This window comes from Streptomyces sp. NPDC002730, from assembly GCF_042888805.1.
Taxonomy (GTDB): Bacteria; Actinomycetota; Actinomycetes; order Streptomycetales; family Streptomycetaceae; genus Streptomyces.
Window position 1 is genome coordinate 58,853 of record NZ_JBIAQG010000013.1, and the last position, 23,252, is coordinate 82,104.

23 protein-coding genes and 1 pseudogene are annotated in these 23,252 nt (G+C 69.8%); 13 read left to right on the plus strand and 11 right to left on the minus strand.

The features are described 5' to 3' along the window. Window positions 1-41 precede the first annotated feature (41 nt). From ACFYXH_RS30175 to ACFYXH_RS30185, 3 genes are read right to left on the minus strand one after another with little or no spacing between them, the layout of a single operon-like run. Window positions 42-1,409 carry a cytochrome P450 gene (locus ACFYXH_RS30175; protein ID WP_389570017.1) on the minus strand — a complete coding sequence of 456 codons (1,368 nt, stop codon included), beginning with the start codon at window positions 1,407-1,409 and terminating at the stop codon, window positions 42-44. 26 nt (window positions 1,410-1,435) lie between these two features. Beyond that, on the minus strand, window positions 1,436-1,672 hold the full coding sequence (locus tag ACFYXH_RS30180) for a DUF397 domain-containing protein (RefSeq protein WP_389569461.1): 237 nt from the start codon (window positions 1,670-1,672) through the stop codon (window positions 1,436-1,438). Next, the gene (locus ACFYXH_RS30185) at window positions 1,669-2,505 is read right to left on the minus strand and encodes a Scr1 family TA system antitoxin-like transcriptional regulator (RefSeq protein ID WP_389569463.1); all 837 of its coding nucleotides are present in this window, start codon (window positions 2,503-2,505) and stop codon (window positions 1,669-1,671) included. Before ACFYXH_RS30185 ends, ACFYXH_RS30180 begins: the two co-directional genes overlap by 4 nt. Before the next feature lie 157 nt (window positions 2,506-2,662). Between ACFYXH_RS30185 and ACFYXH_RS30190 the strand changes: the two genes are divergently transcribed. Both ACFYXH_RS30190 and ACFYXH_RS30195 read left to right on the plus strand, forming a co-directional pair. Next, window positions 2,663-3,070, plus strand: coding sequence for a hypothetical protein (locus ACFYXH_RS30190; RefSeq protein ID WP_385301785.1), 408 nt, complete (start codon window positions 2,663-2,665; stop codon window positions 3,068-3,070). 78 nt (window positions 3,071-3,148) lie between these two features. Beyond that, on the plus strand, window positions 3,149-4,378 hold the full coding sequence (locus ACFYXH_RS30195; RefSeq protein WP_389569466.1) for a hypothetical protein: 1,230 nt from the start codon (window positions 3,149-3,151) through the stop codon (window positions 4,376-4,378). 3 nt (window positions 4,379-4,381) lie between these two features. Here the strand turns inward: ACFYXH_RS30195 and ACFYXH_RS30200 are convergent, their stop codons facing one another. Further along, on the minus strand, window positions 4,382-6,046 hold the full coding sequence (locus ACFYXH_RS30200; protein ID WP_389569469.1) for a serine/threonine-protein kinase: 1,665 nt from the start codon (window positions 6,044-6,046) through the stop codon (window positions 4,382-4,384). Window positions 6,047-6,212: 166 nt separating this feature from the next. On the opposite strand from ACFYXH_RS30200, the gene ACFYXH_RS30205 reads away from it, so the two are divergent. After that, complete coding sequence (locus ACFYXH_RS30205; RefSeq protein ID WP_389569472.1) at window positions 6,213-6,704, plus strand: VOC family protein; 492 nt, start codon at window positions 6,213-6,215, stop codon at window positions 6,702-6,704. Here ACFYXH_RS30205 and ACFYXH_RS30210 read toward each other — a convergent pair. Next, window positions 6,667-7,137, minus strand: coding sequence for a MarR family winged helix-turn-helix transcriptional regulator (locus ACFYXH_RS30210; RefSeq protein ID WP_389569475.1), 471 nt, complete (start codon window positions 7,135-7,137; stop codon window positions 6,667-6,669). The two genes, ACFYXH_RS30205 and ACFYXH_RS30210, sit on opposite strands and share 38 nt — an antisense overlap. Continuing rightward, window positions 7,134-7,727, minus strand: a complete 594-nt coding sequence (locus tag ACFYXH_RS30215) for a type 1 glutamine amidotransferase family protein (protein WP_389569478.1) — start codon at window positions 7,725-7,727, stop codon at window positions 7,134-7,136. Before ACFYXH_RS30215 ends, ACFYXH_RS30210 begins: the two co-directional genes overlap by 4 nt. A gap of 432 nt (window positions 7,728-8,159) precedes the next feature. Here ACFYXH_RS30215 and ACFYXH_RS30220 point away from each other — a divergent pair, with 432 nt between their 5' ends. Then, on the plus strand, window positions 8,160-9,515 hold the full coding sequence (locus tag ACFYXH_RS30220) for an aspartate aminotransferase family protein (protein ID WP_389569481.1): 1,356 nt from the start codon (window positions 8,160-8,162) through the stop codon (window positions 9,513-9,515). 130 nt (window positions 9,516-9,645) lie between these two features. Here ACFYXH_RS30220 and ACFYXH_RS30225 read toward each other — a convergent pair whose 3' ends face one another. From ACFYXH_RS30225 to ACFYXH_RS30240, 4 genes and pseudogenes are all read right to left on the minus strand, one after another. Further along, window positions 9,646-10,575: a hypothetical protein gene (locus ACFYXH_RS30225; protein ID WP_389569484.1), complete on the minus strand. Its 930-nt coding sequence runs from the start codon at window positions 10,573-10,575 to the stop codon at window positions 9,646-9,648. 183 nt (window positions 10,576-10,758) lie between these two features. Then, window positions 10,759-11,223: a zinc-binding dehydrogenase gene (locus ACFYXH_RS30230; protein ID WP_389570020.1), complete on the minus strand. Its 465-nt coding sequence runs from the start codon at window positions 11,221-11,223 to the stop codon at window positions 10,759-10,761. Window positions 11,224-11,387: 164 nt separating this feature from the next. Then, window positions 11,388-11,471, minus strand: a pseudogene (locus tag ACFYXH_RS30235) (hypothetical protein); the annotation flags it as partial. Window positions 11,472-11,758: 287 nt separating this feature from the next. Further along, entirely contained in the window at window positions 11,759-12,208 is a 450-nt protein-coding gene (locus ACFYXH_RS30240; protein WP_389569487.1) for a hypothetical protein, read from the minus strand. A gap of 103 nt (window positions 12,209-12,311) precedes the next feature. Here ACFYXH_RS30240 and ACFYXH_RS30245 point away from each other — a divergent pair, with 103 nt between their 5' ends. From ACFYXH_RS30245 to ACFYXH_RS30260, 4 genes are all read left to right on the plus strand, one after another. Then, window positions 12,312-12,992, plus strand: a complete 681-nt coding sequence (locus ACFYXH_RS30245) for a GntR family transcriptional regulator (protein ID WP_389569490.1) — start codon at window positions 12,312-12,314, stop codon at window positions 12,990-12,992. A gap of 20 nt (window positions 12,993-13,012) precedes the next feature. Beyond that, window positions 13,013-15,475 (plus strand): dolichyl-phosphate beta-glucosyltransferase, encoded by a 2,463-nt coding sequence (locus ACFYXH_RS30250; RefSeq protein ID WP_389570023.1) that lies wholly within the window; start codon window positions 13,013-13,015, stop codon window positions 15,473-15,475. A 102-nt stretch (window positions 15,476-15,577) separates the two neighbouring features. Next, window positions 15,578-16,228, plus strand: coding sequence for a hypothetical protein (locus ACFYXH_RS30255; RefSeq protein ID WP_326651519.1), 651 nt, complete (start codon window positions 15,578-15,580; stop codon window positions 16,226-16,228). Window positions 16,229-16,290: 62 nt separating this feature from the next. After that, window positions 16,291-17,331, plus strand: coding sequence for a class I SAM-dependent methyltransferase (locus tag ACFYXH_RS30260; protein WP_389569493.1), 1,041 nt, complete (start codon window positions 16,291-16,293; stop codon window positions 17,329-17,331). A 281-nt stretch (window positions 17,332-17,612) separates the two neighbouring features. Here ACFYXH_RS30260 and ACFYXH_RS30265 read toward each other — a convergent pair whose 3' ends face one another. Further along, window positions 17,613-18,356 carry an SLATT domain-containing protein gene (locus tag ACFYXH_RS30265; protein WP_389569496.1) on the minus strand — a complete coding sequence of 248 codons (744 nt, stop codon included), beginning with the start codon at window positions 18,354-18,356 and terminating at the stop codon, window positions 17,613-17,615. A 306-nt stretch (window positions 18,357-18,662) separates the two neighbouring features. Between ACFYXH_RS30265 and ACFYXH_RS30270 the strand changes: the two genes are divergently transcribed. From ACFYXH_RS30270 to ACFYXH_RS30290, 5 genes are all read left to right on the plus strand, one after another. Then, window positions 18,663-18,998, plus strand: coding sequence for a YbaB/EbfC family nucleoid-associated protein (locus tag ACFYXH_RS30270; protein WP_327328422.1), 336 nt, complete (start codon window positions 18,663-18,665; stop codon window positions 18,996-18,998). Window positions 18,999-19,053: 55 nt separating this feature from the next. Next, window positions 19,054-19,653 carry a recombination mediator RecR gene (gene recR, locus ACFYXH_RS30275; protein WP_327325075.1) on the plus strand — a complete coding sequence of 200 codons (600 nt, stop codon included), beginning with the start codon at window positions 19,054-19,056 and terminating at the stop codon, window positions 19,651-19,653. Further along, entirely contained in the window at window positions 19,646-20,305 is a 660-nt protein-coding gene (locus ACFYXH_RS30280) for a DUF5063 domain-containing protein (protein WP_389569499.1), read from the plus strand. The genes recR and ACFYXH_RS30280 overlap by 8 nt, the downstream gene beginning before the upstream one ends. A gap of 296 nt (window positions 20,306-20,601) precedes the next feature. Then, entirely contained in the window at window positions 20,602-21,873 is a 1,272-nt protein-coding gene (locus ACFYXH_RS30285; RefSeq protein ID WP_327325084.1) for an aspartate kinase, read from the plus strand. Then, a complete protein-coding gene (locus ACFYXH_RS30290) occupies window positions 21,870-22,937 on the plus strand; it encodes an aspartate-semialdehyde dehydrogenase (protein WP_389569503.1) in 1,068 nt (355 codons plus the stop codon). Before ACFYXH_RS30285 ends, ACFYXH_RS30290 begins: the two co-directional genes overlap by 4 nt. The last annotated feature ends 315 nt before the right edge of the window (window positions 22,938-23,252 follow it).

The window sequence follows — 23,252 nt, forward strand, 5'->3', positions numbered from 1 at the left end:
CGGGGCCCGGAACCGTCCGGGCCCCGCGCCTTCGCGTCAGGTCACTGCGCCCCGTCCACCCGCCGCAGCGCGCACCGCGCCGGGCCCGCGGCCCGCAGAGTGATCCCGGTGTCCACCGGAACCTCGACGTCGACCGCCTCCAGCTCGTACTCCCGCAGGATCATCGCCAGCGCCAGCACCGACTCCAGCATCGAGAAGTGCTGACCGATGCACGCCCGCGGCCCGCCGCCGAACGGGAACCACGCGTACCGCGGCCGCTCCTTCTCCCGCTCCGGCGTGAACCGTTCCGGGTCGAAGCGCTCCGGATCGTCCCAGTACCCCGGATGCCGGTGCGTCACCCACGGCGCGACGATCACGTCCGCGCCGGCCGGGATCGTGTGCCCGCCGACCTCCGCCGCCGCGACCGCCTGACGGCCGATGACCGGGCCCGCCGGATAGAGGCGCATCGCTTCCTTCAGCACCTGTGTCAGATACGGGAGTGCGTCGAGATCCGCGGCCCCTGGGGTCCGTCCGTTCAGTACGCGTACGACCTCGTCCCGCGCCCGTGCCTGCTGCTCGGGGTGGCGGGCCAGCAGATGCAGCGCGAACGCCAGCGACGTGGCCGTCGTCTCGTGCCCCGCGAGCAGGAACACCAGCACCTGGTCGCGGATTTCGGACGGGTCGAGGGATCCGTCCTCCGCGCTCTCGGCCTGGGAGAGCAGGGTCAGCAGATCCTCACCCTGGGCCGCATCCCCCTCCGCCCGCCGCTTCTCGATGATCCCGTCGCACACCGCGAACAGTTCTTCCATCGCGGTGGCGGCCCGCCGGTTGGCGGGAGTCGGCCAGCTGCGCGGGAAGTTGGCGGGGGAGTAGCCGCGGGTGAGCGTGTACTCCCCGATGATCGGGAAACAGCGCTGCACGACGTCGACCGCCGCCTCGACGTCCGTGCCGAACAGGATGCGGGCGACCGCCCGCAGGGTGAGCCGGGTCGTCTCGTCGACGACGTCCACCGTGGCGTCCGGGGCGGTGCGCCAGGCGGAGAGCAGAGCAGAGGTTTCGGCGGTGACGGCGTCGGCGTAGCCGTCGACCCGGCGGCGGGTGAACAGCGGCTGCACAAGCCGCCGCTGCCGGAGGTAGTCGTCGTCCTGGCTGGTCAGCAGGCCGTTGCCGAAGGACTCCCGGACCTCCTGGTAAAAGGCGTTGTCCTTGCGGAAGTTGGCCGATTCCGTCGCCAGCACCTGCTGGGCGCCCTCCGCGGAGAACACTGCGTACAGCTCGGCCCGCAGCCCGGGCGGGCCCGCGGTGATCCTGACGACGTCTCCGTACTCGCGCTGTGCGTTGAGGAAGGTGCCGAGCGAGTCCCGCTTGAGCTCGAACATCGAGCCCAGTAGCGGCAGACCCGCCGGACCCGGTACCGCTGTGCCCGTCATCGTCATGGCTTCTCCTCCGTACGGGTTCAGCTCGCCCAGTCGAGGAAGTTCGTCCAGGTGGTGGGGGCGACGGCGAAGGTGGGGCCGTCGGTGACCTTGGAGTCGCGGATGTGGATGGTGTGGGGGCAGGCGGCGACCTCGACGCATTCGCCGCCGCCGCTGTCGCTGTACGAGGACTTGCGCCAGTCGAAGGCCACTTCGATGCAGTCGCCGCCGCTGTCGCTGCTGTAGCTGGACTTGAACCACCGCAGGGTGTTGCTCATTGCTGGTCTCCTGCCAACCGCTCGATGAGGCCCAGCGATTCACGAGGACCCAGGGCCTGTGCTCGGATCTTCGCATAGCGCTGGGCGTATGTACTCACCTTTGCGGGGTCGGTGATCAGCAGGCTTTCGTCCTGAGGCTCCAGGTACACCAGGTGGTCGTGTTCCGGGGTCTCCACGAGGTTCATTCCGCCGCGTGCGCCTGCGTGCTCGCCACTTAAGCCACAGTCCAGCGGCAGCACCTGGAGCGTCACATTGCGCCTCCTCGCGTACTCCGCCAGGTGCCGCATCTGCCCCCGCATGACCTGCTCGCCGCCAATCGTCCTGCGCAGTACGGACTCCTCAAGGATCAGCTCGATCAGTGCCACCGGCTCCCGCTCGAACAGCGCCCTGCGAGCCATCCGCGCCTCGACCAGCTCCTCCACCCGCTCCCCGGAAAGCGGCGGATAACCCCCGCCGATCAGCGCCCGCGCGTACTCCTCCGTCTGGAACAGCCCGTGCACGACCAGCGTCGCGTACAGACACAACCCCACCGCCTTCTGCTCCAGCAGCGCATAGTTCTTGAACTGCGCCGGGTACTTGTCCAGCCGTACGTACGTCCTCGCCTCCTCGAAGATCCCCGTACCGCCCCCGAGCACCCTCTCCAGCTCCACCAGCATCTGGTCGCTCGCGGGCTGCGCGCAGGTCTCCATCGCGCTCACCGCCGCGCCCGTGAAGCCCATCTCGTCTCCCAGCTGCTCCTGTGTCAGTCCTTTCTGGACGCGCATATTGCGCGCGACATTCGCCACCAGACGCGTCGCCGGACCCGCCGTTTCCTTGTTTTCCGAACGTGCCATTTGCGATCACCGCTTCGACTCAACCGGACTCAACCGGTCTCAACCAGTCCCCGCCGAATTCGACCCGCCTCAAAGGAAGTTCGCGCAGGTCAACGTATGCCGGACCCCCTCCTCGCGGTCCTGGAAAACGCTAGCCAAAGTCACTCAGACTGTCGTTGTGGATACGCAAAGTCGCCAAGTAAACCTCGATTGGATTCCGGCTTCCGGATTCCAGCTCCGTAAGGCAGGCGTGCAATTCGACGCAGTCCGCGTCGACGACGAGGACGGCCGCCGCCTCGCCGACCTCCTGGAGAGGATGACCGGGGGCGACCCGGGCCCCGTCGTCATAGAGGCGTACGGGCGACGGTCGGTCTACTTCCTCGTACCGCCCGGGACGACATCCCACCGGCCCTGGCCGCGTGGTGTCACCCGGTTCAACTCAGGTCCGGCGCACGTGAGTTATGTTCCCGTGCCCGCCCTCCGCGGCCGCACCTGGCCGCTCTCATGGCGGTTCCCGCCCACCGGGGAAGGGCGGTTCGTACACCCTCTCCTGCTGTCCAACGCCGCGTCCGCGCTGCTCAGTTGACCCCCGGCGTGTCCGGGACACGTCCCGGACGCGACAGCCGGCGACAGGCCGTCGCCACCCTGTCTAGCGTCCAGCCGCATGGACACCACACGGAGAACCATTCTGCGCGGCATGGCCGCGGCCCCCCTCGTGGCGACGGCCGGCGGGCTTCTCGTCCCCTCCACGGCGCAGGCGGCGGCCGCCGGGTTCGCACTGAAGATGCGACTTCGCAGGTACGCCGGGCATCTCAACTGGTCCGCCGCCTGCGACGGACTGCAGGGACGTCTGTCCCCCGCCGATGTGGCGACGGTGCTCGCCACCGCCACTCCCCGCGGGATCGATCCGGGGGACTGGCACGACGGGGAGGAGGAGGATGAAGTGGGCCGGAAGCCGGACGGATTCGCGTACGGCTTCGCCTGGGACGACAAGACCAAGGACCCGCACGGGAAACTGGACGGCAAAACCAGGCAGTGGTACCCGCAGGGAGTCACCACCAGCTACGACGGCTACGGCGGCGTCGAGCCCAGCAGCGGCAGGAAGGTCGTGGCGGTGACCTGGTACGGCAACGGCGCCTATGAGCCGAGAGGCGCCCGGGTCACCTTTGTCGATGTGACGGGAGATCCCAAGAATCCGAAATACCAGCATGTGCTGCTGGTGGAACCCGTCCAGAGGCCGAAGCGCCGGGCCACCTTCGAACCGGTGAAGATCCACGCCGGGGGAATCGCCTGGGTCGGGAACTTCCTCTATGTCGCCAACAGGCCCGGGGACGACACCAAGTTCAAGCGGGGCGGACTGAGCGTCTTCGACATCAGCAAGATGGCCAAGGTGACGGGAGCGGACAAGGCCAAGGCGTACGACTACGACTACATCCTTCCGCTGCACCACCTGTACGAGAACACGAATGGCAGGCCGTGGCATTCGCAGGTGTCCCTGGACCGGACACAGGGCTCCGTGCACTCCCTCGTCGTCAGCGAGTTCAGGGACGACCGCAGGGGGCGCGCCGTTCGCTGGGGGCTGGACAACAACGGATATATAGCCGACGGGCAGTCCGACGGCGACTGGCCGCTCAACACCGCAAGGGTGCAGGGTGCGGTCAGTGTGGGCGGGGACGCGTACTACGCCGCCAACGTCAACACCCCGGCCGGCAAACCCGCCGAGCCGGGCAGACTGTGGCGCCATGCGGGCCGGGACGGCAAGTCGGTTGTGTACGGAACACTCGCCATAGGCCCCGAGGACCTCAGTTACGACGAGAGTCCGCGGCCCAGCCTCTGGTGTCTCGGCGAGCACCCGTCGCGGCGGCGTGTCTACCGGATCAGGCTCGGCGTGTGAGCCTCAGCTCGTCTTCGTGTACGTGAGCGGCGCGCCGCCCGAGCCCACCAGCTCGCGCACGATCGTCGTGTCGGTGGGCATGTTCAGGCGGCTCCACTGGCCCGGTGAGCACTGCTTCGGGTCGCCGAACGTGACCTGGGTCGGCCCGAGTTCGAGGGGCGGGCCCGGGGCGCGGAGGGTGGCCGACCAGCGGCAGTCGTAGTTCGGGCCGGTGCCCGTCAGGGTCATGACCTGGGTGCCGGCCGTGCCCTGGGTGATCGTCATGGTGCGGACGTTGGTGCCGTCGGCGGTGTCGAACGAGGCCTGCCAGGTGCCGACGTACTCCTGTGGGACGCCGCCGGTCCCGGTGCCGGGATTGGTCGGGGGTGTGGTGGCGGGGGCCGTCGGCGGCGAGGTCTGCGGCGAGGGGGACTTCGAGGCCGGCGGCGTGGAGTGGCTGGCACCGGTGTGCTTGCCGTCGCCGCCCATGAACGCGTACACCGAGCCGCCCGCCAGGACCGCGACGAGGAGGGCCACCGCGACGAGGGCTATGGTGCCGCCCTTCCTGCTGGGCGCGGGCGAGGGTGCGTACGGGGCGGGGGCGGGGGCGTACGGACCTTGGGCGGGGACGTTGTACGGGTAGCCGTACCCGTACGCCGGGGGTGGGGTCGGCGGAGGCGTGGGCCGCGGCATCGGGGGCTTCGGGGCGGCCGCGGTCATCGTCGGCGGCTGTTCCGGGGTCGGGGCCGGGGCCGGAGGCGTGGCCGGTGCGGGAGCGGCCGGGGCCGCCGGCTGCTCCACTTCCAGCAACTGCACCGCATGGCGGCCGAGTTGGGCGATCAGCGCGCCGGGCAGCCAGGGCTCGCCGTCCGCGTCGGAGGTCGTACGCTCCAGGATCCGCGCGAGCGTCGGGCGGGCCTCGGGGTCCTTGTTGAGGCAGTCGCGTACGAGCTCGAGCAGGCCCTCCGGAAGTCCGGCCAGGTCCGGTTCCTCCTGAGCGATACGGAACATCAGCGCATGCACACCGCTGTCGGCCGAGCCGAACGGGAGGCGGCCCGTCGCCGCGTACGCGAGGACGGAGCCGAGGCAGAAGATGTCGCAGGCGGTGGTGACACGGTCGCCGCGTACCTGCTCGGGAGCCATGAAGCCGGGCGAGCCGACGAGCGCGCCGGTGCGGGTGAGACCGCCGTCGGTGACCGTTTCCAGGGCGCGGGCTATGCCGAAGTCGATGACGCGGGGGCCGTCGATCGTGATCAGGATGTTGGACGGCTTGAGGTCGCGGTGGATGAGGTCGGCGCCGTGGATGTTCTCGAGCGCGTGCGCGAGGCCGGTGGCGAGGATGCGGACGGAGCGCTCCGGGAGCGGGCCGTGGTCGCCGGAGACGACGCTGTGGAGCGCGGGTCCCGCGATATAGCCGGTGGCGACCCAGGGGACGGGGGCCTCGGTGTCGGCGTCGAGCACGGGTGCGGTCCACTCGCCGCCGACGCGCAGGGCCGCGCGTACTTCCTGGCGGAAGCGACTGCGGAACTCCTCCTGTACGGCGAGCTCCTGGCGTACGAGCTTGACGGCGACGGTGCGGCCGCGGTCGTTGCGCGCGAGGTAGACCTGGCCCATGCCGCCCGCGCCGAGCCGGGCCAGCAGACGGTACTCGCCGATGTGCCGTGGATCTCCCGGTGCCAGTGGCTCCATCGCCGCGCGCCCTCCCCCGTGCCGGACCTGCTTCGTGCCGGACGTGCTTCCGTTCCGACGGATCGAGAATAGTGCGCGCCGGGGCGGCCCTTATAGGTCAGGATCTGACCTCATTGACCCCTACCGTCGGACTCACGAACGCAACCCCGTACGCGAGGAGACTGTCATGGCCGTCAAGCCGGTTCCCGAGGGCTATTCCAGCGTCACACCGTGGATCATTTCGCAGAACACGGCCGGTGTCATCGACTATCTGAAGGCCGCCTTCGGGGCGGTGGAGCTGAGCCGGATGACCGGCGAGGACGGGCGCATCGGGCACGCGGAGATACGGATCGGGGACGCGGTGGTCATGCTGTTCGACGCGCCGCGCGCCGACTGGCCGCCGACGCCGGCGTTCCTGCGGCTGTACGTCGAGGACGCGGACGCTGTGCATCAGCGGGCGGTGGAGTGCGGCGGCGAATCGGTGACCGAGGTGACGCACCTCTTCTTCGGGGACCGGGTCGGACGGGTGCGGGACCCGTTCGGGAACCTGTGGTGGATCCAGACGCACATCGAGGATGTGAGCGAGGCGGAGATGGTGCGTCGCCTCGGTGATCCGGTGTTCACCGAGGCGATGGACTACGTCACGAGCGCGAACTTCTTTCCTGGGACTCCGAACTGATGCTGTCGAGAGCTTTGGAGAGCTGGTCGAGCACCCGCGCCGTCTCGGCGAACTGCTCGGGGCCGAGGGCGTCGGCAAGGCGGGCCGCCAGTTCCGCGTGACCGGGGTCGATCTTCGCGATCGCGGCGCGGCCTTCGTCGGTGGGCCGGAGCAGTTTGGCGCGGCGGTGGGCGGGGTTGGGTTCGTACGCGGCGAGGCCACGCTCGACGAGCAGATCGGCGATCCGCTGCACGCTCTGACGGGTGATGCCCATGTCGCGGGCGATCCCGGCGACGGGCAGCGGATCGCGCAGTACGGCTCCGAGGACCTGCCACCAGGCGGCGGTCAGCCCGGCCGGCTTCGCCAACTCCTCGGACACGACGAGGAATTGGCCGTTCAGCCGGAAGACGCCGAGCGCCGTCCGGCTGAGCAGGTCCTGCTGTTCGCGGCTCATGAGTTCAGGACCTCGAAGGCGGAGGCGTCCGAGTCGTGGAACAGCCGGTACCAGGCGTCCAGTTTCTCGCCCTCGTACACGCCGAGCCGTGCGAAGACCTCGCGGGCGAAGGCGACGGGCTCGGTCGGCCCTGCGGTGATCAGATCGCCGTCGGTGACGGCGTCCGTGTCGCGGTAGTGCTCGCCGCCCTTGTAGCCGGTGGCGTCGAGGTAGAAGGAGACGGCGCTGGTGTGCTCGCGATCGTCGAGCAGCCCTTCGCGGGCGAGCCCGGCGGTGGCACCGCAGATGGCGGCGACGGGCACTCCGGCGTCGAGGAACTCACGCGCCTTGGCGGCGAAGGGGGCGAGATCGTCGCCGGTGTCCCAGAGCTGCGCGCCGGTGAGGATGAGCAGGGCGCTGTCCTCGGGCCGCAGGTCGCCGAGCGCGAGATCGGGCTGGATCCGGACGCCGCCCATGGTGGTGACGGGGTCGGTGGTGGGCCCGACGGTCCGCACGGTGAAGCCGTTCTGGGTGAGGTGGGCGGTGGTGTGGCCCGTCTCCCAGTCGGCGTAGGTGTCGTACACGGCGAGATGAACGGTGCGGGTGGTCATGGCGTCCTCCTTGGCCTGGTGACAGCAGCCTGTCATGTCGACAGCATGCTGTCAATGGAACCCGGTCCGTCGGCCTCAGGTCGGGGCTCCGCCCCGAACCCCGCGCCTCAAACGCCGGCGGGGCTTGATTTCGGGGCTCCGCCCCGGACCCCGCGCCTCAATCGCCGGCGAGGCTGGTTTTCTGCCGGTCGGCCCGAACATTCGGGCCGACCGGCAGAAATTCAAGCCCGTCCGGCGATTGAGGACATGCGGCCGAAGGTCGCATACGGGGCCTGGGGGCTTGCCCCCAGTTCGGGAAGGGGCGGGTAGGGGAACTGACCCGCCGCAGGCGCACCCGCACCCGCGCGACCCGACACACTGCCCAGGAACCCGGCCCAGGCCATACACCGTGGCCATGTCCGCCCCCACCCGCACGTCTCTACCCTTGCCCGCATGACCCCTCATCCCGACCCCCAGGCCGGCGCGGCCGTGAAGGCCGCAGACCGTGCGCATGTGTTCCACTCCTGGTCCGCCCAGGGCCTGATCGACCCGCTCGCCGTCGCCGGTGCCGAGGGCTCGTACTTCTGGGACTACGACGGAAACCGCTACCTCGACTTCACCAGCGGCCTCGTCTTCACCAACATCGGCTACCAGCACCCCAAGGTCGTCGCCGCGATCCAGGAGCAGGCCGGCAAGCTCGCCACCTTCGCTCCCGCCTTCGCCGTCGAGGCCCGCTCCGAGGCCGCACGCCTCATCGCCGAGCGGACCCCGGGCGACCTCGACAAGATCTTCTTCACCAACGGCGGCGCCGAGGCCGTCGAGAACGCCGTCCGCATGGCCCGGCTGCACACGGGCCGCCCCAAGGTGCTCTCCGCCTACCGCTCGTACCACGGCGGCACCGCGACCGCGATCAACATCACGGGCGACCCGCGCCGCTGGGCCAACGACAACGGCACCGCCGGTGTCGTGCGCTTCTGGGCGCCGTTCCTCTACCGCTCGCGGTTCTACTCCGAGACAGCGGAGCAGGAGTCCGCCCGCGCGCTCCAGCACCTCGAGGACACCATCACCTTCGAGGGGCCGCAGACCATCGCAGCGATCATCCTGGAGACCATCCCGGGCACGGCCGGCATCATGACGCCGCCGCCCGGGTATCTCGCGGGCGTCCGCGAGATCTGCGACCGGTACGGCATCGTGTTCGTGCTCGACGAGGTCATGGCGGGCTTCGGCCGTACGGGCAAGTGGTTCGCCGCCGAGCACTTCGGCGTCACGCCCGACCTGCTGACCTTCGCCAAGGGAGTCAACTCCGGTTATGTACCGCTCGGCGGCGTCGCGATCTCCGCCGAGATCGCCGCGACCTTCGACAAGCGCCCCTACCCGGGCGGACTCACCTACTCCGGCCACCCGCTGGCCTGCGCCGCAGCCGTCGCCACCATCCAGGTCATGGAGGACGAGAAGGTCGTCGAGAACGCGGCCCACATCGGTGAGAGAGTCCTCGGGCCGGGGCTGCGGGAGCTCGCTGAGCGTCACCCGTCGGTCGGCGAGGTGCGCGGTACGGGCGTGTTCTGGGCGCTGGACCTGGTCAAGGACAGGGAGACGCGCGAGCCGTTGGTGCCGTACAACCCCGCGGGCGAGGCGAACGCGCCGATGGCCGCCTTCGCCGCCGCGTGCAAGAAGAACGGCCTGTGGCCGTTCGTCAACATGAACCGGACGCACGCGGTGCCGCCGTGCAACGTCACCGAGGCGGAGGCGAAGGAGGGCCTGGCGGCGCTGGACGCGGCGCTCGCGGTGGCCGACGAGCACACGGCGTAGCCCCCAAGGGGTTCTGCGCCCATGCCTGGGTGAGGGAAGCGCGGAGGCGGCGGCGCTGACGCACGTGTGCCGTGTCCAGGGGACCGGACACGGCACACATCAAGAAGCCAGGCGGCTTCAGAGTGTGGGACTACTTCAGGCCCTTGGCTCTGTTCACAGAGGCCAGCGCGAACGGGGGGCCGAACGCGCCGCAGGTGGGAGGATTACCTGCGATGAGCGCCGCGTTGCACTCGGCTTCCTGGAGGATGTCGCTGTCGACCTGTGCGATCGTGACGTAGAAGTCTGGAGTGACGGAATCCGTGTCGGCGGGCCCCGCGTGGACGGCGATGCCACAGGCGTTCGCCGGGACATCAGTGAGCTCGACGAAGGCGTATGTACCGCCGGCCGCGGGCCGCTGGCCTACGAAGATCTGCTTGTCGGGGGTGAGTTGGGCGATGAACTGGTTGGTCGGAGTCGTCACGGCATCCACTTCTGAGCACGACGCCGTATTTGTCGGACCTTCCGGCCCTGTCGAACCTTCCGGCCCTGTCGGCCCTGTCGCTCCGTCAGCTCCGTCAACTCCGTTCGGTCCGGTCGGTCCGGTGGCGCCGTCCTCGCCTGCGGGGCCGGTCGGGCCCGTCACTCCGTCTGCTCCGTCTGCTCCGTCTGCCCCGTCTGCTCCGGTCGGTCCGGTGGCGCCGTCCTCGCCTGCGGGGCCGGTCGGGCCCGTCACTCCGTCTGCTCCGTCTGCTCCGTCTGCTCCGGTCGGTCCGGTGGCGCCGTCCTCGCCTGCGGGGCCGGTCGGGCCGGTCGGTCCGGTGGCGCCGTTCTTGCCCTTGCACTTGTCTCCGCCGCCGCGCTCCACCAGGAGGCCGGAGGCGGTGTCGTAGGTGATCCTTTCGCACCTGTCGTTCGCGGACACGGGTGCCAGGTTCGCCCGGGGGCTCGACGCCGTCGCCATCGCCGGGTTGCTGAGGCCCACCATCACGAGGGCCAGCGATGCCATGGCGCCGCCGGTGAGCAGCTTGGTCCGCTGGGGAAACGGGCCGAGGCCGGACCCGCTCCTGCTCTTGGGGCTCATGAAGCGTCCCACTCTCTCTATGTGTTCGAACCGATCACTCGAAGCTCGGTGGACCCAGTCGAAGCACCTGCGGCCCTCCTAACGGCATGATTCGGTCGCGTCCGCAACCGGAGCGGGAGGCGCGCTCGGTGATCAACACATTGGCTGAGCGCAGTCGGTCCGATGGGGCTACGTACCGGCGCGTCACATCGGTACCGGCGAAACGTGGCCTACTGGCGCGCGCGCATACACGCGCGGATCGCCGAGCTCGTGGGCCTTCCCCCGCTTCCTCCATCGGCAGCACACAGTCTCGACGTGCACCCGCAGACGGCGCGCCTCGATCAGCGCCGCGATCTCCTTCCGGCTGGCGTTGTCCGGCTCGACGATGGTGAACCCGGCGCGCAGGCCCCGCTGTTCAGCCTCCCCGGCCAGATACACCTCCGCCGGTGAGGCGATGGAGACCAGGATGCCCCCGGGCCGCAGCGTCGCGAGCGAACGCGGCCCGTACTCGCCGCCGATGGTGTCCAGCACGACGTCCATGTCCCGCGCGGCCGCAGCGAAGTCGGTCTGCAGGCAGTCGATGACCTCGTCCGCACCCAGGCTGCGTACGAAGTCGTGCTTGGGCGCGCTCGCCGTGCCGATGACGTACGCGCCACGGGCCTTGGCGATCCGTACGGCGAGGTGGCCGACACCGACCGTCGCCGCGTGGACGAGGGCCCGGTGGCCGGAGCGGGCGTCGTCGTGAACTCCGCGTGTGCGCCCGCCGGTTGGGGCAGCAGCGGCATGCCGAACACCTCGTCGCCGGGCCGGTACATGGTGACGCCAGGACCGGTCTTCTCGACCACGCCGGAGACGTCCCGGCCGAGTGGGACCGGGCCGTCGTTCAGCAGGCCGCCGGTGGCGCGGTGCCACCACATGGCGGCGGCGATCGGGTGTCACCGATGGCGTACCGGCAGACGTTCCGCACGCAGGAGCACTCTGCCGAGCTGCTCAGTAGGTAGAGCGGTACGGCACGGTCGGCAGGTACGTGTGTGGACGCGCCCGCGGAGATCCGTGCCCGGATGCCGGCGAGCCGCCGGATCGTGGTGGTGCAGGACCTGGGGGCGAGCCGCTGGACGCGTCGCCGGCGGTTGCCGACGAGCACGTGGTGTCGTAGGCCGGCCCGTCCGGCCTCGGGGCGGGGCTCCGCCCCGGACCCCGCGCCTCAATCGCCGGCGGGGCTGAAAACCGGCTCCACCTCCAGGAACCGGCGGCGCCGCGGTCCCCGGTACAGCAGCGCCTCCCAACCCAGACGGCCCAATGTCGCCGCGCACTCGGTCAGCCTGCTCTCCTCCTCCTGGGGCGCCCCGCTGCCCGGCGGGCCCAGCCAGTCCACGCAGACCATGCGCGGGCGCTCGGAGGCGCGCACGCGGTAGCCCGTCGCCGTCCGCGCGCCCGCGGTGTCCACTGCGGAGGCCGGGACGCCCGCCGCCTCCAGCGCCAGGGCGACCGCGCGCACCATCTGGTTGAGCTCCCAGGCCGCCGGTGCGGTGTTCGTCACGCGGCGGATCTGCAGCAGGCCCTCGAAGGCGACCCGTACCTCAGCTGTCCTTTCCCGCTCGGTCAGGGCGGACAGCAGGCCGTCGCCGGTCGCCGCCTCGAAGACGTCAGCCACACATACCTCCCCTTCCCGGCACCGTCAGGACCGTACGCCCCGCGCCCGGTGCAGCACCCCTGGCCTATCGTGTCCGGGACCCCTGGTGAAGGAGAAGGCCACGATGCGCGGTACCAGCAGCAGTACCGCTGTCACCCGCAACACCCTGCGGCAACAGATCGCGGACGCGCTGCGTGACGAGGTGCTTGCGGGGCGTTTGCAGCCCGGACAGGAATTCACCGTCAAGCAGATCGCCGAGCAGTACGGCGTCTCCGCGACCCCCGTCAGGGAAGCCCTCGTCGACCTGTCCGCCCAGGGGCTGCTCGACTCCGACCAGCACCGGGGCTTCAAAGTGCACCAGTTCTCGGTCGACGACTACCGGGGCATGGTCGAGGCACGTTCGCTGATCGTGGACGGCATCTTCCGCCATGTCGCCGTGCGCGGCTCGGGCGGAGTGCACGGCCAGTCGCTGGTGTCGGTACGCCGCCGGGCCGAGGAGGCCGCCCGCGCGGCGCGCGTCGGGGACCTGGACATCCTCATCGGATACGACCTGCGCTTCTGGCGCGAGCTCAGCTCGATCGTCGCCAACCGCTACATCTCCGACTTCCTGCACCGGCTGCGGGTCCAGGCCTGGGTGTTCGCCGTCCCGTATCTGCGGGGCGACGCGCAGGTGCGGGACTGGCTGTGGAACGGGCACGAGGACCTGGTGAACGCCGTCACCTGCGGCGACGCCGACTCCGTGCGCGCGGTCATCGGCGCGTACAACGACCATGCGCTCGCGTGGGCGGATCGGCTGGAGCGGTGAGCTCGGACGGGGGCGTGGGCATGAGCGCGGAGGCGAGCGCCGGTGACGGCGTGGACCTGAGCGTCGTCGTTCCGGCGTACAACGAGGAGGGCCGGCTGCGGCCCACCCTGGACGCGATCTGCGCGCATCTGCGCGCGGAACCCGGCCGCTGGGGCAACTGGGAGCTGATCGTCGTCGACGACGGCTCGTGCGACGCCACCGCGAAGATCGCCCAGGAGGCCGCCGCCGAGGAGCAGCGCATCCACCTGGTCTCCAGTGACGGCAACCGCGGCAAGGGCAGCGCCCTGCGCCTCGGGGTGCTCGCCTCGTACGGCCGGCGCGTCCTGATCACCGACGCGGACCTCGCGACGCCCATCGAGGAGCTGGACCGGCTCGACAAGCAGCTCGCGGCCGAGGACAGCGCGGCGGCGATCGGCTCGCGCGCACACCCCGACTCCCGTATCGAGGTGCACCAGCGGCGGATGCGTGAATGGCTCGGCCGGATGGGCAACCGGCTCATACGTGCCGTCGCCGTCTCCGGCATCCACGACACCCAGTGCGGCTTCAAGCTCTTCGACGGAGACAAGGCGCGTGCGGCCTTCGCCGATTCGCGGCTTGACGGATGGGGCATCGACGTCGAGATTCTGCGGTTCTTCCGGCGCCAGGGCTGGCCGGTCACGGAGGTCCCGGTGCGCTGGTCGCACCAGGCGGGCTCCAAGGTCAGACCGCTGGACTACGGGAAGGTGCTGCTGGAGCTGCTGCGGCTGCGCGCGCGTGCCGTACGGCGGGTGGACCTCGCCGTCACCGGGCTCTTCCTCCTCGCCTCCGTACTGCTCTACAAGGGGCTGTGGACCGACCTCGACCGCGGCTACCTCGCCGACGCCGGGCAGGACCAGAACCAGTGGGAGTGGTTCTTCGCGGTCACCGCCGACAATGTCGCGCATCTGCGGAATCCGCTGTACACGACCCTGCAGGGCTATCCCGACGGTGTGAACCTGATGGCGAACACCGTCATGCTCGGGCTCTCCGTCCCGCTCACGCCGGTGACTCTGCTCCTCGGGCCGACGGTCACCTGGGCGCTGGTGCTCACGCTCGGGCTCGCCGCGACCGCCACCGCCTGGTACTGGCTGATTGCCCGGCGGCTGGTGAAGAACCGGTGGGCGGCCGCCGTCGGCGGAGGCTTCGCGGCCTTCGCGCCGCCGATGATCTCGCACGGCAACGCGCACCCCAACTTCCTTGTGCTCTTCATGATCCCGCTGATCATCGACCGGGCGCTGCGGCTGTGTGAAGGCCGCAATGTCGTACGCGACGGAGTCCTGCTCGGGCTGTTCGCGACGTACCAGATCTTCCTCGGCGAGGAGCCGCTGCTGCTCGCGTCGATCGGCATGCTGCTCTTCGCGCTCTCGTACGCGCTCCTGCGCCGCGATGTGGCACGGGCGGCCCTGCGGCCGCTGCTGCGCGGGCTCGGTGTCGCGGCCGTGGTCTGTCTGCCGCTGATCGCCTTTCCGCTGGGCTGGCAGTTCTTCGGCCCGCAGAGCTACAAGAGCGTGCTGCACGGCGACAACGCGGGCAACAGCCCGCTCGCCTTCCTGGAGTTCGCGGGCCGTTCGCTGCTGGGTTCCGACGCGGGCGCGGACCCGCTCGCGATGAACCGCACCGAGCAGAACGCCTTCTTCGGCTGGCCGCTGATCGCGCTGGCGGCGGCGATCGTGGTGCGGCTGTGGCGGCACGCGGCGGTCAAGGCACTGGCGTTCACCGGCCTCGCCGCGGCGTTCCTGTCGCTCGGACCCAAGTTCCGTATCCCGTACACGGACACCGTGCTGACGGGCCCGTGGCGGGCGCTGGCGCATCAGCCGCTCTTCGAGTCGGTCATCGAGTCGCGGGTCGCGATGATCTGCGCGCCGGTGCTCGGCGTGCTGATCGCGCTGGCCGCGGACCGGCTGCTGGCCACGCGGGAGCGCGTGCACCAGGTGGTGGGTCTCGCGGCGGTGGCGGCAGCCCTGCTGCCGGTGCTGCCGACGCCGTATCCGGTGCGGGAGCGGTCCGAGGTCCCGGCGTTCATCGCGGAGGGGATGTACCGCGCGTACGTCTCCGAGGGCGAATCGGTGGTCACCGTGCCGCTGCCCTATCCCGGCAGCGCGGAGGCGCTGCACTGGCAGTCGGCCACCGGGCTCGGCTTCTCGGTCGCCGGCGGCTACTTCAACGGGCCGTGGGGACCGGACCGTATCGGTATCTACGGCGCGACGCCCCGCCACACCTCCAACCTCCTCAACGATGTCCGCAACAGCGGGCGCGTCCCGGTGCTCGGCCCCAACTGGCAGGCGCAGGCGCGCGCCGATCTCGCGGCGTGGAAGGCGGGCGTGGTGGTGCTGGAGCCGCAGTACAACGACGGGGCGCTGTATGCGACCGTGGAGAAACTCCTCGGGCAGCCGGGGAAGCGGGTGGGCGGAGTGTGGGTATGGGATGTGCAGGACCCGAAGAATTCCGTTCGGACGGGCAGTTGAGCGGCACCCTTCGCTGAATGTATCCGTGGCATTACGCTGTCCCGACCATCGCACGACCGCGCCCTATGCCGTGCCCGATCCCGTTGGAGAGAGAGCCTTCCCTTGGCCTGTGACCTGTGGCTGGTGCCCCTCGTCGATGTGCTGTGTCACAGCCCCGACAATCCCTTCGCCGAAGAGATCGCGTCCTACGACAAGGCCCTCACCGATGCCGGCCTGCCCACGGTCCCCGTCTTCGCCTATATGCCGGGACTGTCGGGCGATGTGGCGCCGGTCGCGGGCTTCGACTACGACGCGTTGCACTTCCTGCGCCGCGCGTATCTGCTGCAGCTGTGCGGTCTCGCGGTGACGCCGGTGGACGAACTGGGCGGTGACTACGAGCAGTTGCTGGAGATGTTCGAGTCGACGGCCCAGCAGTCGCATCTGGTCTGGCACTACGACCACGCGGGCGCGTACGTCCCCGTGGACTTCGGCTCGCCGCTGTCCAACGACGAACTACTGGCGGGCGGCGGCCCGTTGGGCTCCACGCAGGGTCTGCTGCGGGAACTGGAGTATGTCGCGCCGTCGATCGGCATCGACCCGGCGAACCCACCGGACGCGCCGCAGCCGCCGGACCGTCCCACCTCGCTGGAGGAGCCGGCGGGCCCGATTCCGTACGACGAGAGCCCGTTCGCGCGGGAGCGGCATGTGTGGCTGGGGCTGCATGCGGCGGCGACGCGGAGCCTCGGCCAGGGCTCAATGATCATTTTCAGCTGACGCACATCCGTTGAATGCGCGGCCTTAAGCTCCGGGACATCTCGGCCCGGTAGGACCGGGGCATGTCACAGACGAGTACTCCGGCACAGTCCCCCGCGGTGGCGACCGCGGGGGAGCACGTGGACGAGACCGCGGACCAGACCGCGGACCAGACCGCGAAGGAGACTGTGGAAGAACTTCCCAGGCCGACACGTTTCGCGGACGTCAAGGGCTGGTTCTGGCCCGCCGACCAACTGCTCTTCGACTGGTTCCTGACCCATCAGCGGGACACGGATCCGGACGGCCGCGGAGACCTGCTCGAGCTCGGCGCGTATCTGGGCAAGAGCGCGATCTTCGTGGGCGGGTATCTGCGGGACGGGGAGGAATTCACGGTCTGCGACCTCTGGGACTCCCCGGCGCCGGACGATCCCAACAGCGCGGAGATGGGCCGGTCGTACTCGACGCTCACGCGCCGCGCCTTCGAGGCGAACTACCTGTCGTTCCACGACGCGCTGCCGACGCTGGTGCAGGCCCCGACCTCGGTGATCACCTCCCGGGTCAGTCCGGGCAGCTGCCGCTTCGTGCACGTCGACGCCTCGCATCTGTACGAGCATGTCCACGGCGACATCGAGGCGGCGCGGGAGCTGCTGCAGCCCGAGGGCATCGTGGCCTTCGACGACTTCCGTGCCGAGCACTGTCCGGGCGTCTCGGCGGCGGTGTGGGGCGCCGTGCCCACGACGGGCCTGAAGCCGATCTGCATCACGGGCACAAAGCTGTACGGCACATGGGGCGACCCCGCGCCGGTGCGGGAGGCGCTGCTGGCGTGGCTGGAGACGCGCGAGGACCTCTGGCACGGGGTGGAGGGGGTGGCGGGCCGCCCGCTGATCCGGATCAAGGGCACGAAGGCGCAGGTGCCGACGCAGCCGCGGTCCCGCCATGAGCCGGAGCCGGAGCCGGATTCGACGCCCGAGCCGGGCCTTGAGCCGGGCGTGGCCGCTGCGCCGCGGGTGCCCGCGGCGACCACGCCTTCGCGCCCGCCCCGCGCCCGCTCCCGCACCCGGCGCCTGGTCAGGGACCTGCTCCCGCCGATCCTGACCCGGGCGATCGCGGGCCGACGGAAGTGAAAGTCAGCCCGCCCGGCGTTTGAGGGCATGGCCTGCACCGCTGGGGCGCGGCTGCATGTCGGCCGGTCCGGCGTTTGGGGACATGGCCCGCACGGCAGGGGCCCGGCTGATTTTCAGCCCGTCCGGCGTTTGAGGACACGGCCTGCACCGCTGGGGCCGGGCTGAATTTCAGCCCGTCCGGCGATTGAGGACAACGCCCGCACCCGCAGGGCCCCGCACCCGCAGGGCCCCGCACCGCAGGCGGACCCCGCACCCGCAGGGACCCCGCACCGCACCTCACCTCACCGCGGCGTCTCCGGCGGCCGCTGCCGCGGCATGTTCGGCCGCGTACCCGGCGGCAACGGCACCCGCCCAGGTCCCGGCGTCGGCCCCGTGTCCGGCCGTCCCGCGCCCGGGCTCATCGACTGCATCGCCGGCGGCGCCGGGACGCCCGGGCGGAACTCCACCATCCAGTTCGCCGTCTCCGACCGCACCAGCTCCGTGATGTCCTCCGAGAACCTGCGCAGCACCCCGAGGCACCGCTCCGCCGCCTCGCTCGCCGTGCCCTCCGTAGGGCCCAGCACCTCTCGTACGGACTCCGACGCCCAGTCGAACTGCAGCGCCTGAAGCCTGCGCTGCACCGCCTGTGCCGTCGCGACATTCCTTATCCAGCCCGAGGTCAGCCCGAAATGCCGGTCGCAGGCCAGGCACGCCGCCCCCAGCAGCAGCGACAGATACCCCCAGCCCGCGGCGTCGGCCAACGCGGCCGTCAGGTCGAGGAGGACGAGCGCCGCCCCGCCGATCACGCCCAGAGCCGTACCGATCCGCAGCACACGCGCCGTGCGCCGCTTCCACACGCGCTCCGCCAGGTACCACTCCGCCGTACGCAGCCCCGCCGCCTCGACCCATCTGTAGAGCTCGTCGAGGCGCTCCGCCGGCTCTCCCCAGTCGCCGAGCGGAAACGGCATTCCAGTCAGATCACCGCGCGGCGCCTCCCCGCGCTCCTCCCGGGCCGGCCCCCCGGGCTGCATCTCCGGCTGGCTCACCCTTGCACTCCTCTACGACCGACAACGGACGCGACAACAGACGCGACGACTGACGTAACACTGCGTGACGTAACGGTGCGCGCGTGCATCCTGATGTGCATGACCTTCCTACCGCCGAATGGTGGGCTGTGCTCCGAAAAGCCCGGTATTTCCGCCCGCAAGAGGGTCTTGATCCGTAAGGGCGCTCCACCCCACTCGCTCGAAAATCACTCGAAAGAGTTGGTCATCGCAGGGTGGGGCAGGCCGCCCGGTGACCACGTAGGCTCGGCGTACCGAACAATCGTCGTCGAAATGCCAGGAGTGACCGTGATTCCCGGTGGTGGCCAGCCGAATATGCAGCAGCTCCTCCAGCAGGCCCAGAAGATGCAGCAGGATCTCGCAAAGGCCCAGGAAGAGCTGGCGCAGACCGAGGTCGAGGGTCAGGCGGGCGGCGGCCTGGTGAAGGCCACCGTCACCGGCTCCGGCGAGTTGCGCAACCTCGTCATCGACCCCAAGGCCGTCGACCCCGAGGACACCGAGACCCTCGCGGACCTCGTTGTCGCCGCCGTCCAGGCCGCGAACGAGAACGCGCAGCAGTTGCAGCAGCAGAAGCTCGGCCCGCTCGCCCAGGGTCTGGGCGGCATGCCGGGCCTGCCCTTCTAAGGGCGCGGCCCACCAACTACCGTAAGCGTCAAAGCATTCCAGGAGAGGCGTTCCGTTGTACGAAGGCGTGGTTCAGGACCTCATCGACGAACTGGGCAGGCTGCCCGGCGTCGGTCCCAAGAGCGCGCAGCGGATCGCCTTCCACATCCTGCAGGCCGAGCCGACCGATGTCCGCCGCCTCGCGCACGCACTCCTCGAGGTGAAGGACAAGGTCCGCTTCTGCGCGGTGTGCGGCAATGTCGCGCAGCAGGAGCAGTGCAACATCTGCCGGGACCCGCGCCGCGACCAGTCGGTCATCTGCGTCGTGGAGGAGCCGAAGGATGTCGTCGCGATCGAGCGGACGCGCGAGTTCCGGGGCCGCTACCACGTGCTCGGCGGGGCCATCAGCCCCATCGAGGGCGTTGGCCCCGACGACCTGCGGATCCGCGAGCTGCTCGCCCGTCTCGCCGACGGAACGATCACCGAGCTGATCCTGGCCACGGACCCCAACCTGGAGGGCGAGGCCACCGCCACCTACCTGGCACGCATGGTCAAGCCGATGGGACTGAGGGTCACGAGGCTGGCCAGCGGTCTCCCTGTGGGGGGAGACTTGGAATACGCCGACGAGGTCACGCTCGGGCGTGCCTTCGAGGGGAGACGACTACTCGATGTCTGACGTCATGCTGCACGCCACTAGTCAGGACCCGGACTCTTTCGCGGTCCAGATCGCCGACTCGATCGAATCCTTCATCGTCGCGACCACGGAAGTCGCGAAGGGCGACGAGCCCGACAGCGCGGTGCCGTTCATGCTGCTGGAGATCTCGCAACTGCTGCTGACGGGCGGTCGGCTGGGTGCGCACGAGGACATCGTCCCGGACGAGCGGTACGAACCGGACACCGGCCCGGACCTGGACGTCGACGACCTGCGCGAGCGGTTTGCGGTGCTGCTGGACCCGGTGGACATCTTCTCCGAGGTCTTCGACCCGTACGAGCCGCGCAAGGCCCCGGTCGCCTGCCGGATCTCCGACAACCTCGCGGACATCGTCACCGACCTGCGCCACGGCCTGGCCCACTACAAGGCGGGCCGCGTCAGCGAGGCACTGTGGTGGTGGCAGTTCTCGTACTTCTCCAACTGGGGCCCGACCGCATCCGCGACGCTGCGCGCCCTGCAGTCGCTGGTCGCCCATGTCCGCCTCGACCAGCCGCTGGATGAGCTGGACGGCCTGGACACGGACGAGGACCTGGCCGAGGAGGTGCTGGCCGAGGAGGCCGGCAAGGTCATGGCGGAGGAGCTCGCGGGCCCGCTGGGCATGCGCACGGTCACCTGAGGGCCGCCCAGATGCCAAAACGCTTGCAAAGGAACGGAGTTGGCGTCGCCGCCGGTGTGACAGCACCGCAGTCGGATCCGTAGTCGACATGTGACCCGCCCCACACTCCGCGTACTGCGCCTGACCCCGGGCAGGAGTCGTTCGAGCGGCCGTGACCTCTTCCCCGTGATCACTAAGTGAGCGGGACATCTCACGATGTGACATCAGCGGGGCGGAGAGCGGCCGCTCGTTAGACTGAGCCGACCGCAGTAGTGACTGCAGAACGACTGCAGTAATGAACCGAGCGAGGAGCGCACGTGGGCCTTGTCGTGCAGAAGTACGGAGGTTCCTCCGTTGCCGATGCCGAAGGCATCAAGCGCGTCGCCAAGCGAATCGTCGATGCCAAGAAGAACGGCCACCAGGTGGTCGTCGTGGTATCCGCGATGGGCGACACGACGGACGAGCTGATCGATCTCGCCGAGCAGGTATCCCCGATCCCTGCCGGGCGCGAATTCGACATGCTGCTGACCGCAGGAGAGCGGATCTCCATGGCCCTGCTGGCCATGGCGATCAAAAACCTGGGCCACGAGGCCCAGTCGTTCACCGGCAGCCAGGCAGGCGTCATCACCGACTCGGTCCACAACAAAGCGCGCATCATCGATGTGACGCCGGGCCGGATCCGTACGGCGCTCGACGAGGGCAATATCGCCATCGTCGCCGGCTTCCAGGGTGTGTCCCAGGACAAGAAGGACATCACCACCCTCGGCCGGGGCGGCTCCGACACCACCGCCGTCGCCCTCGCCGCCGCGCTGGACGCGGAGGTCTGTGAGATCTACACCGACGTCGACGGCGTCTTCACCGCCGACCCGCGGGTCGTGAAGAAGGCGCGGAAGATCGACTGGATCGCCTTCGAGGACATGCTGGAGCTCGCCGCCTCCGGCTCCAAGGTGCTGCTGCACCGCTGCGTCGAGTACGCACGCCGATACAACATCCCGATCCACGTCCGCTCGTCCTTCTCCGGGCTGCGCGGCACCTGGGTCAGCAACGAGCCGCAAGGGGACCAGCAGGTGGAGCACGCCATCATCTCCGGAGTCGCCCACGACGTCTCCGAGGCCAAGATCACGGTCGTCGGAGTGCCGGACAAGCCGGGCGAGGCCGCGGCCATCTTCCGCACGATCGCGGACGCCGAGATCAACATCGACATGGTCGTACAGAACGTCTCGGCGGCCGCCACCGCGCTGACCGACATCTCCTTCACCCTCCCCAAGACCGAGGGCCGCAAGGCCATCGACGCCCTGGAGAAGGCGAAGGCCGGGATCGGCTTCGAATCGCTGCGTTACGACGACCAGATCGGCAAGATCTCGCTCGTCGGCGCCGGTATGAAGACCAACCCCGGCGTCACCGCCTCCTTCTTCGAGGCGCTGTCCGACGCGGGCGTGAACATCGAGCTGATCTCCACCTCGGAGATCCGCATCTCGGTGGTCACCCGCGCCGACGACGTCAACGAGGCCGTGCGCGCCGTGCACACCGCCTTCGGTCTCGACAGTGACTCCGACGAGGCGGTCGTCTACGGAGGCACCGGGCGATGACCCGTAAGCCGACGCTCGCGGTCCTTGGAGCGACCGGAGCCGTCGGCGTGGTGATGCTCCAGATCCTGTCGCAGCACGCCGACATCTGGGGCGACATACGACTCCTCGCCTCGCCGCGCTCGGCCGGCCGCAAGCTGGCCGTGCGCGGCGAGGAGACCGAGGTCGTGGCGCTGAGCGAAGAAGCCCTCGACGGCGTCGACGTCGCGCTCTTCCTCGTACCGGCCGAAGTGTCCGAGCGGTGGGCGCCGGTCGCCGCTGCCAAGGGCGCGGTGGTCGTGGACAATTCGGTCGCCTTCCGGATGGACCCGGATGTGCCGCTGGTGGTCCCCGAGGTCAATCCGCATGCCGTACGGGTCCGGCCGCGCGGCATTGTCGCGAGCCCGCACGACACCACGCTCGCCATGCTTCCTGCGGTGGGCGCGCTGCACGCGGAGTTCGGGCTGCGCGAACTTGTCGTCTCCTCGTACCAGGCCGTCAGCGGCGCGGGACGGGACGCTGTCGGTGCGCTGCGGTCGCAGCTGTCGATGGTCGCCGGTACGGAGCTGGGCGTCGGCCCCGGAGATGTACGCCGTGCCGTGGGCGACGATCTCGGCCCCTTCGCGGCGCCGCTCGCGCTCAATGTGGTGCCCTGGTCCGGCACGCTCGAGGACGGTGGCTGGTCCTCGGAGGAGCTGGGGCTGCGTGCTGAGACGCGCAAGATCCTGGGTCTGCCGGGGCTGCGGGTGGCGGCGACGTTCGTACGCGTACCGGTCATCACCACGCACTCCCTCGCGGTGCACGCGCGCTTCGAGAGCGAGGTCACGGTGGAGCGGGCGCACGAGATTCTGGCGACCTCGCCCGGTGTGGTGCTCTACGACGATCCGGCGGCGGGCGACTTTCCCACGCCGGCGGATGTGGTGGGAACGGATCCGACCTGGGTGGGTCGGGTGCGGCGGGCGCCGGACGACGTCTGTGCGCTGGAGCTGTTCGTCTGCGGCGACAACCTCCGTAAGGGGGCGGCGCTGAACTCCGCGCAGATCGCGGAGGCGGTCGCCGCCGAAATCGGGCCGCGGCTCGGAGCTTGATCCCACTCCGGTTCCGGCTCTTCCTAATCGGGGGCGGTGGAACCGGAGGCCTTTGTAAGATCTGTGTACATCCTGTGAGCAAGTCGAAGGTCTGTACCACTTGAACTGGGGTGCAAGGATGTTCGACGATTCGCTTCCCCCCTTTCTGCAACCGGCAGTTGGGCGGGAAGCGTCTTTGCGGTTGCCCCTTCACGGTGCCGCAAAAAATGGGGCATTGGGGAAGAGCGGGTACGCATGAGCGCATTTGGATCACCGTCAAAAACGGTGGCGTACGCGTACAACCCTGACGGGGGGAAGCGTGTCCAACAGGCGTGG

Bases quoted from the DNA above. Each gene is read 5' to 3' on its own strand.
- ACFYXH_RS30175 (WP_389570017.1), bottom strand. From the start codon at position 1,409: ATGACGGGCACAGCGGTACCGGGTCCGGCGGGTCTGCCGCTACTGGGC.
- ACFYXH_RS30180 (WP_389569461.1), bottom strand. From the start codon at position 1,672: ATGAGCAACACCCTGCGGTGGTTCAAGTCCAGCTACAGCAGCGACAGC.
- ACFYXH_RS30185 (WP_389569463.1), bottom strand. From the start codon at position 2,505: ATGGCACGTTCGGAAAACAAGGAAACGGCGGGTCCGGCGACGCGTCTG.
- ACFYXH_RS30195 (WP_389569466.1), top strand. From the start codon at position 3,149: ATGGACACCACACGGAGAACCATTCTGCGCGGCATGGCCGCGGCCCCC.
- ACFYXH_RS30200 (WP_389569469.1), bottom strand. From the start codon at position 6,046: ATGGAGCCACTGGCACCGGGAGATCCACGGCACATCGGCGAGTACCGT.
- ACFYXH_RS30205 (WP_389569472.1), top strand. From the start codon at position 6,213: ATGGCCGTCAAGCCGGTTCCCGAGGGCTATTCCAGCGTCACACCGTGG.
- ACFYXH_RS30210 (WP_389569475.1), bottom strand. From the start codon at position 7,137: ATGAGCCGCGAACAGCAGGACCTGCTCAGCCGGACGGCGCTCGGCGTC.
- ACFYXH_RS30215 (WP_389569478.1), bottom strand. From the start codon at position 7,727: ATGACCACCCGCACCGTTCATCTCGCCGTGTACGACACCTACGCCGAC.
- ACFYXH_RS30220 (WP_389569481.1), top strand. From the start codon at position 8,160: ATGACCCCTCATCCCGACCCCCAGGCCGGCGCGGCCGTGAAGGCCGCA.
- ACFYXH_RS30225 (WP_389569484.1), bottom strand. From the start codon at position 10,575: ATGAGCCCCAAGAGCAGGAGCGGGTCCGGCCTCGGCCCGTTTCCCCAG.
- ACFYXH_RS30245 (WP_389569490.1), top strand. From the start codon at position 12,312: ATGCGCGGTACCAGCAGCAGTACCGCTGTCACCCGCAACACCCTGCGG.
- ACFYXH_RS30250 (WP_389570023.1), top strand. From the start codon at position 13,013: ATGAGCGCGGAGGCGAGCGCCGGTGACGGCGTGGACCTGAGCGTCGTC.
- ACFYXH_RS30260 (WP_389569493.1), top strand. From the start codon at position 16,291: ATGTCACAGACGAGTACTCCGGCACAGTCCCCCGCGGTGGCGACCGCG.
- ACFYXH_RS30280 (WP_389569499.1), top strand. From the start codon at position 19,646: ATGTCTGACGTCATGCTGCACGCCACTAGTCAGGACCCGGACTCTTTC.
- ACFYXH_RS30290 (WP_389569503.1), top strand. From the start codon at position 21,870: ATGACCCGTAAGCCGACGCTCGCGGTCCTTGGAGCGACCGGAGCCGTC.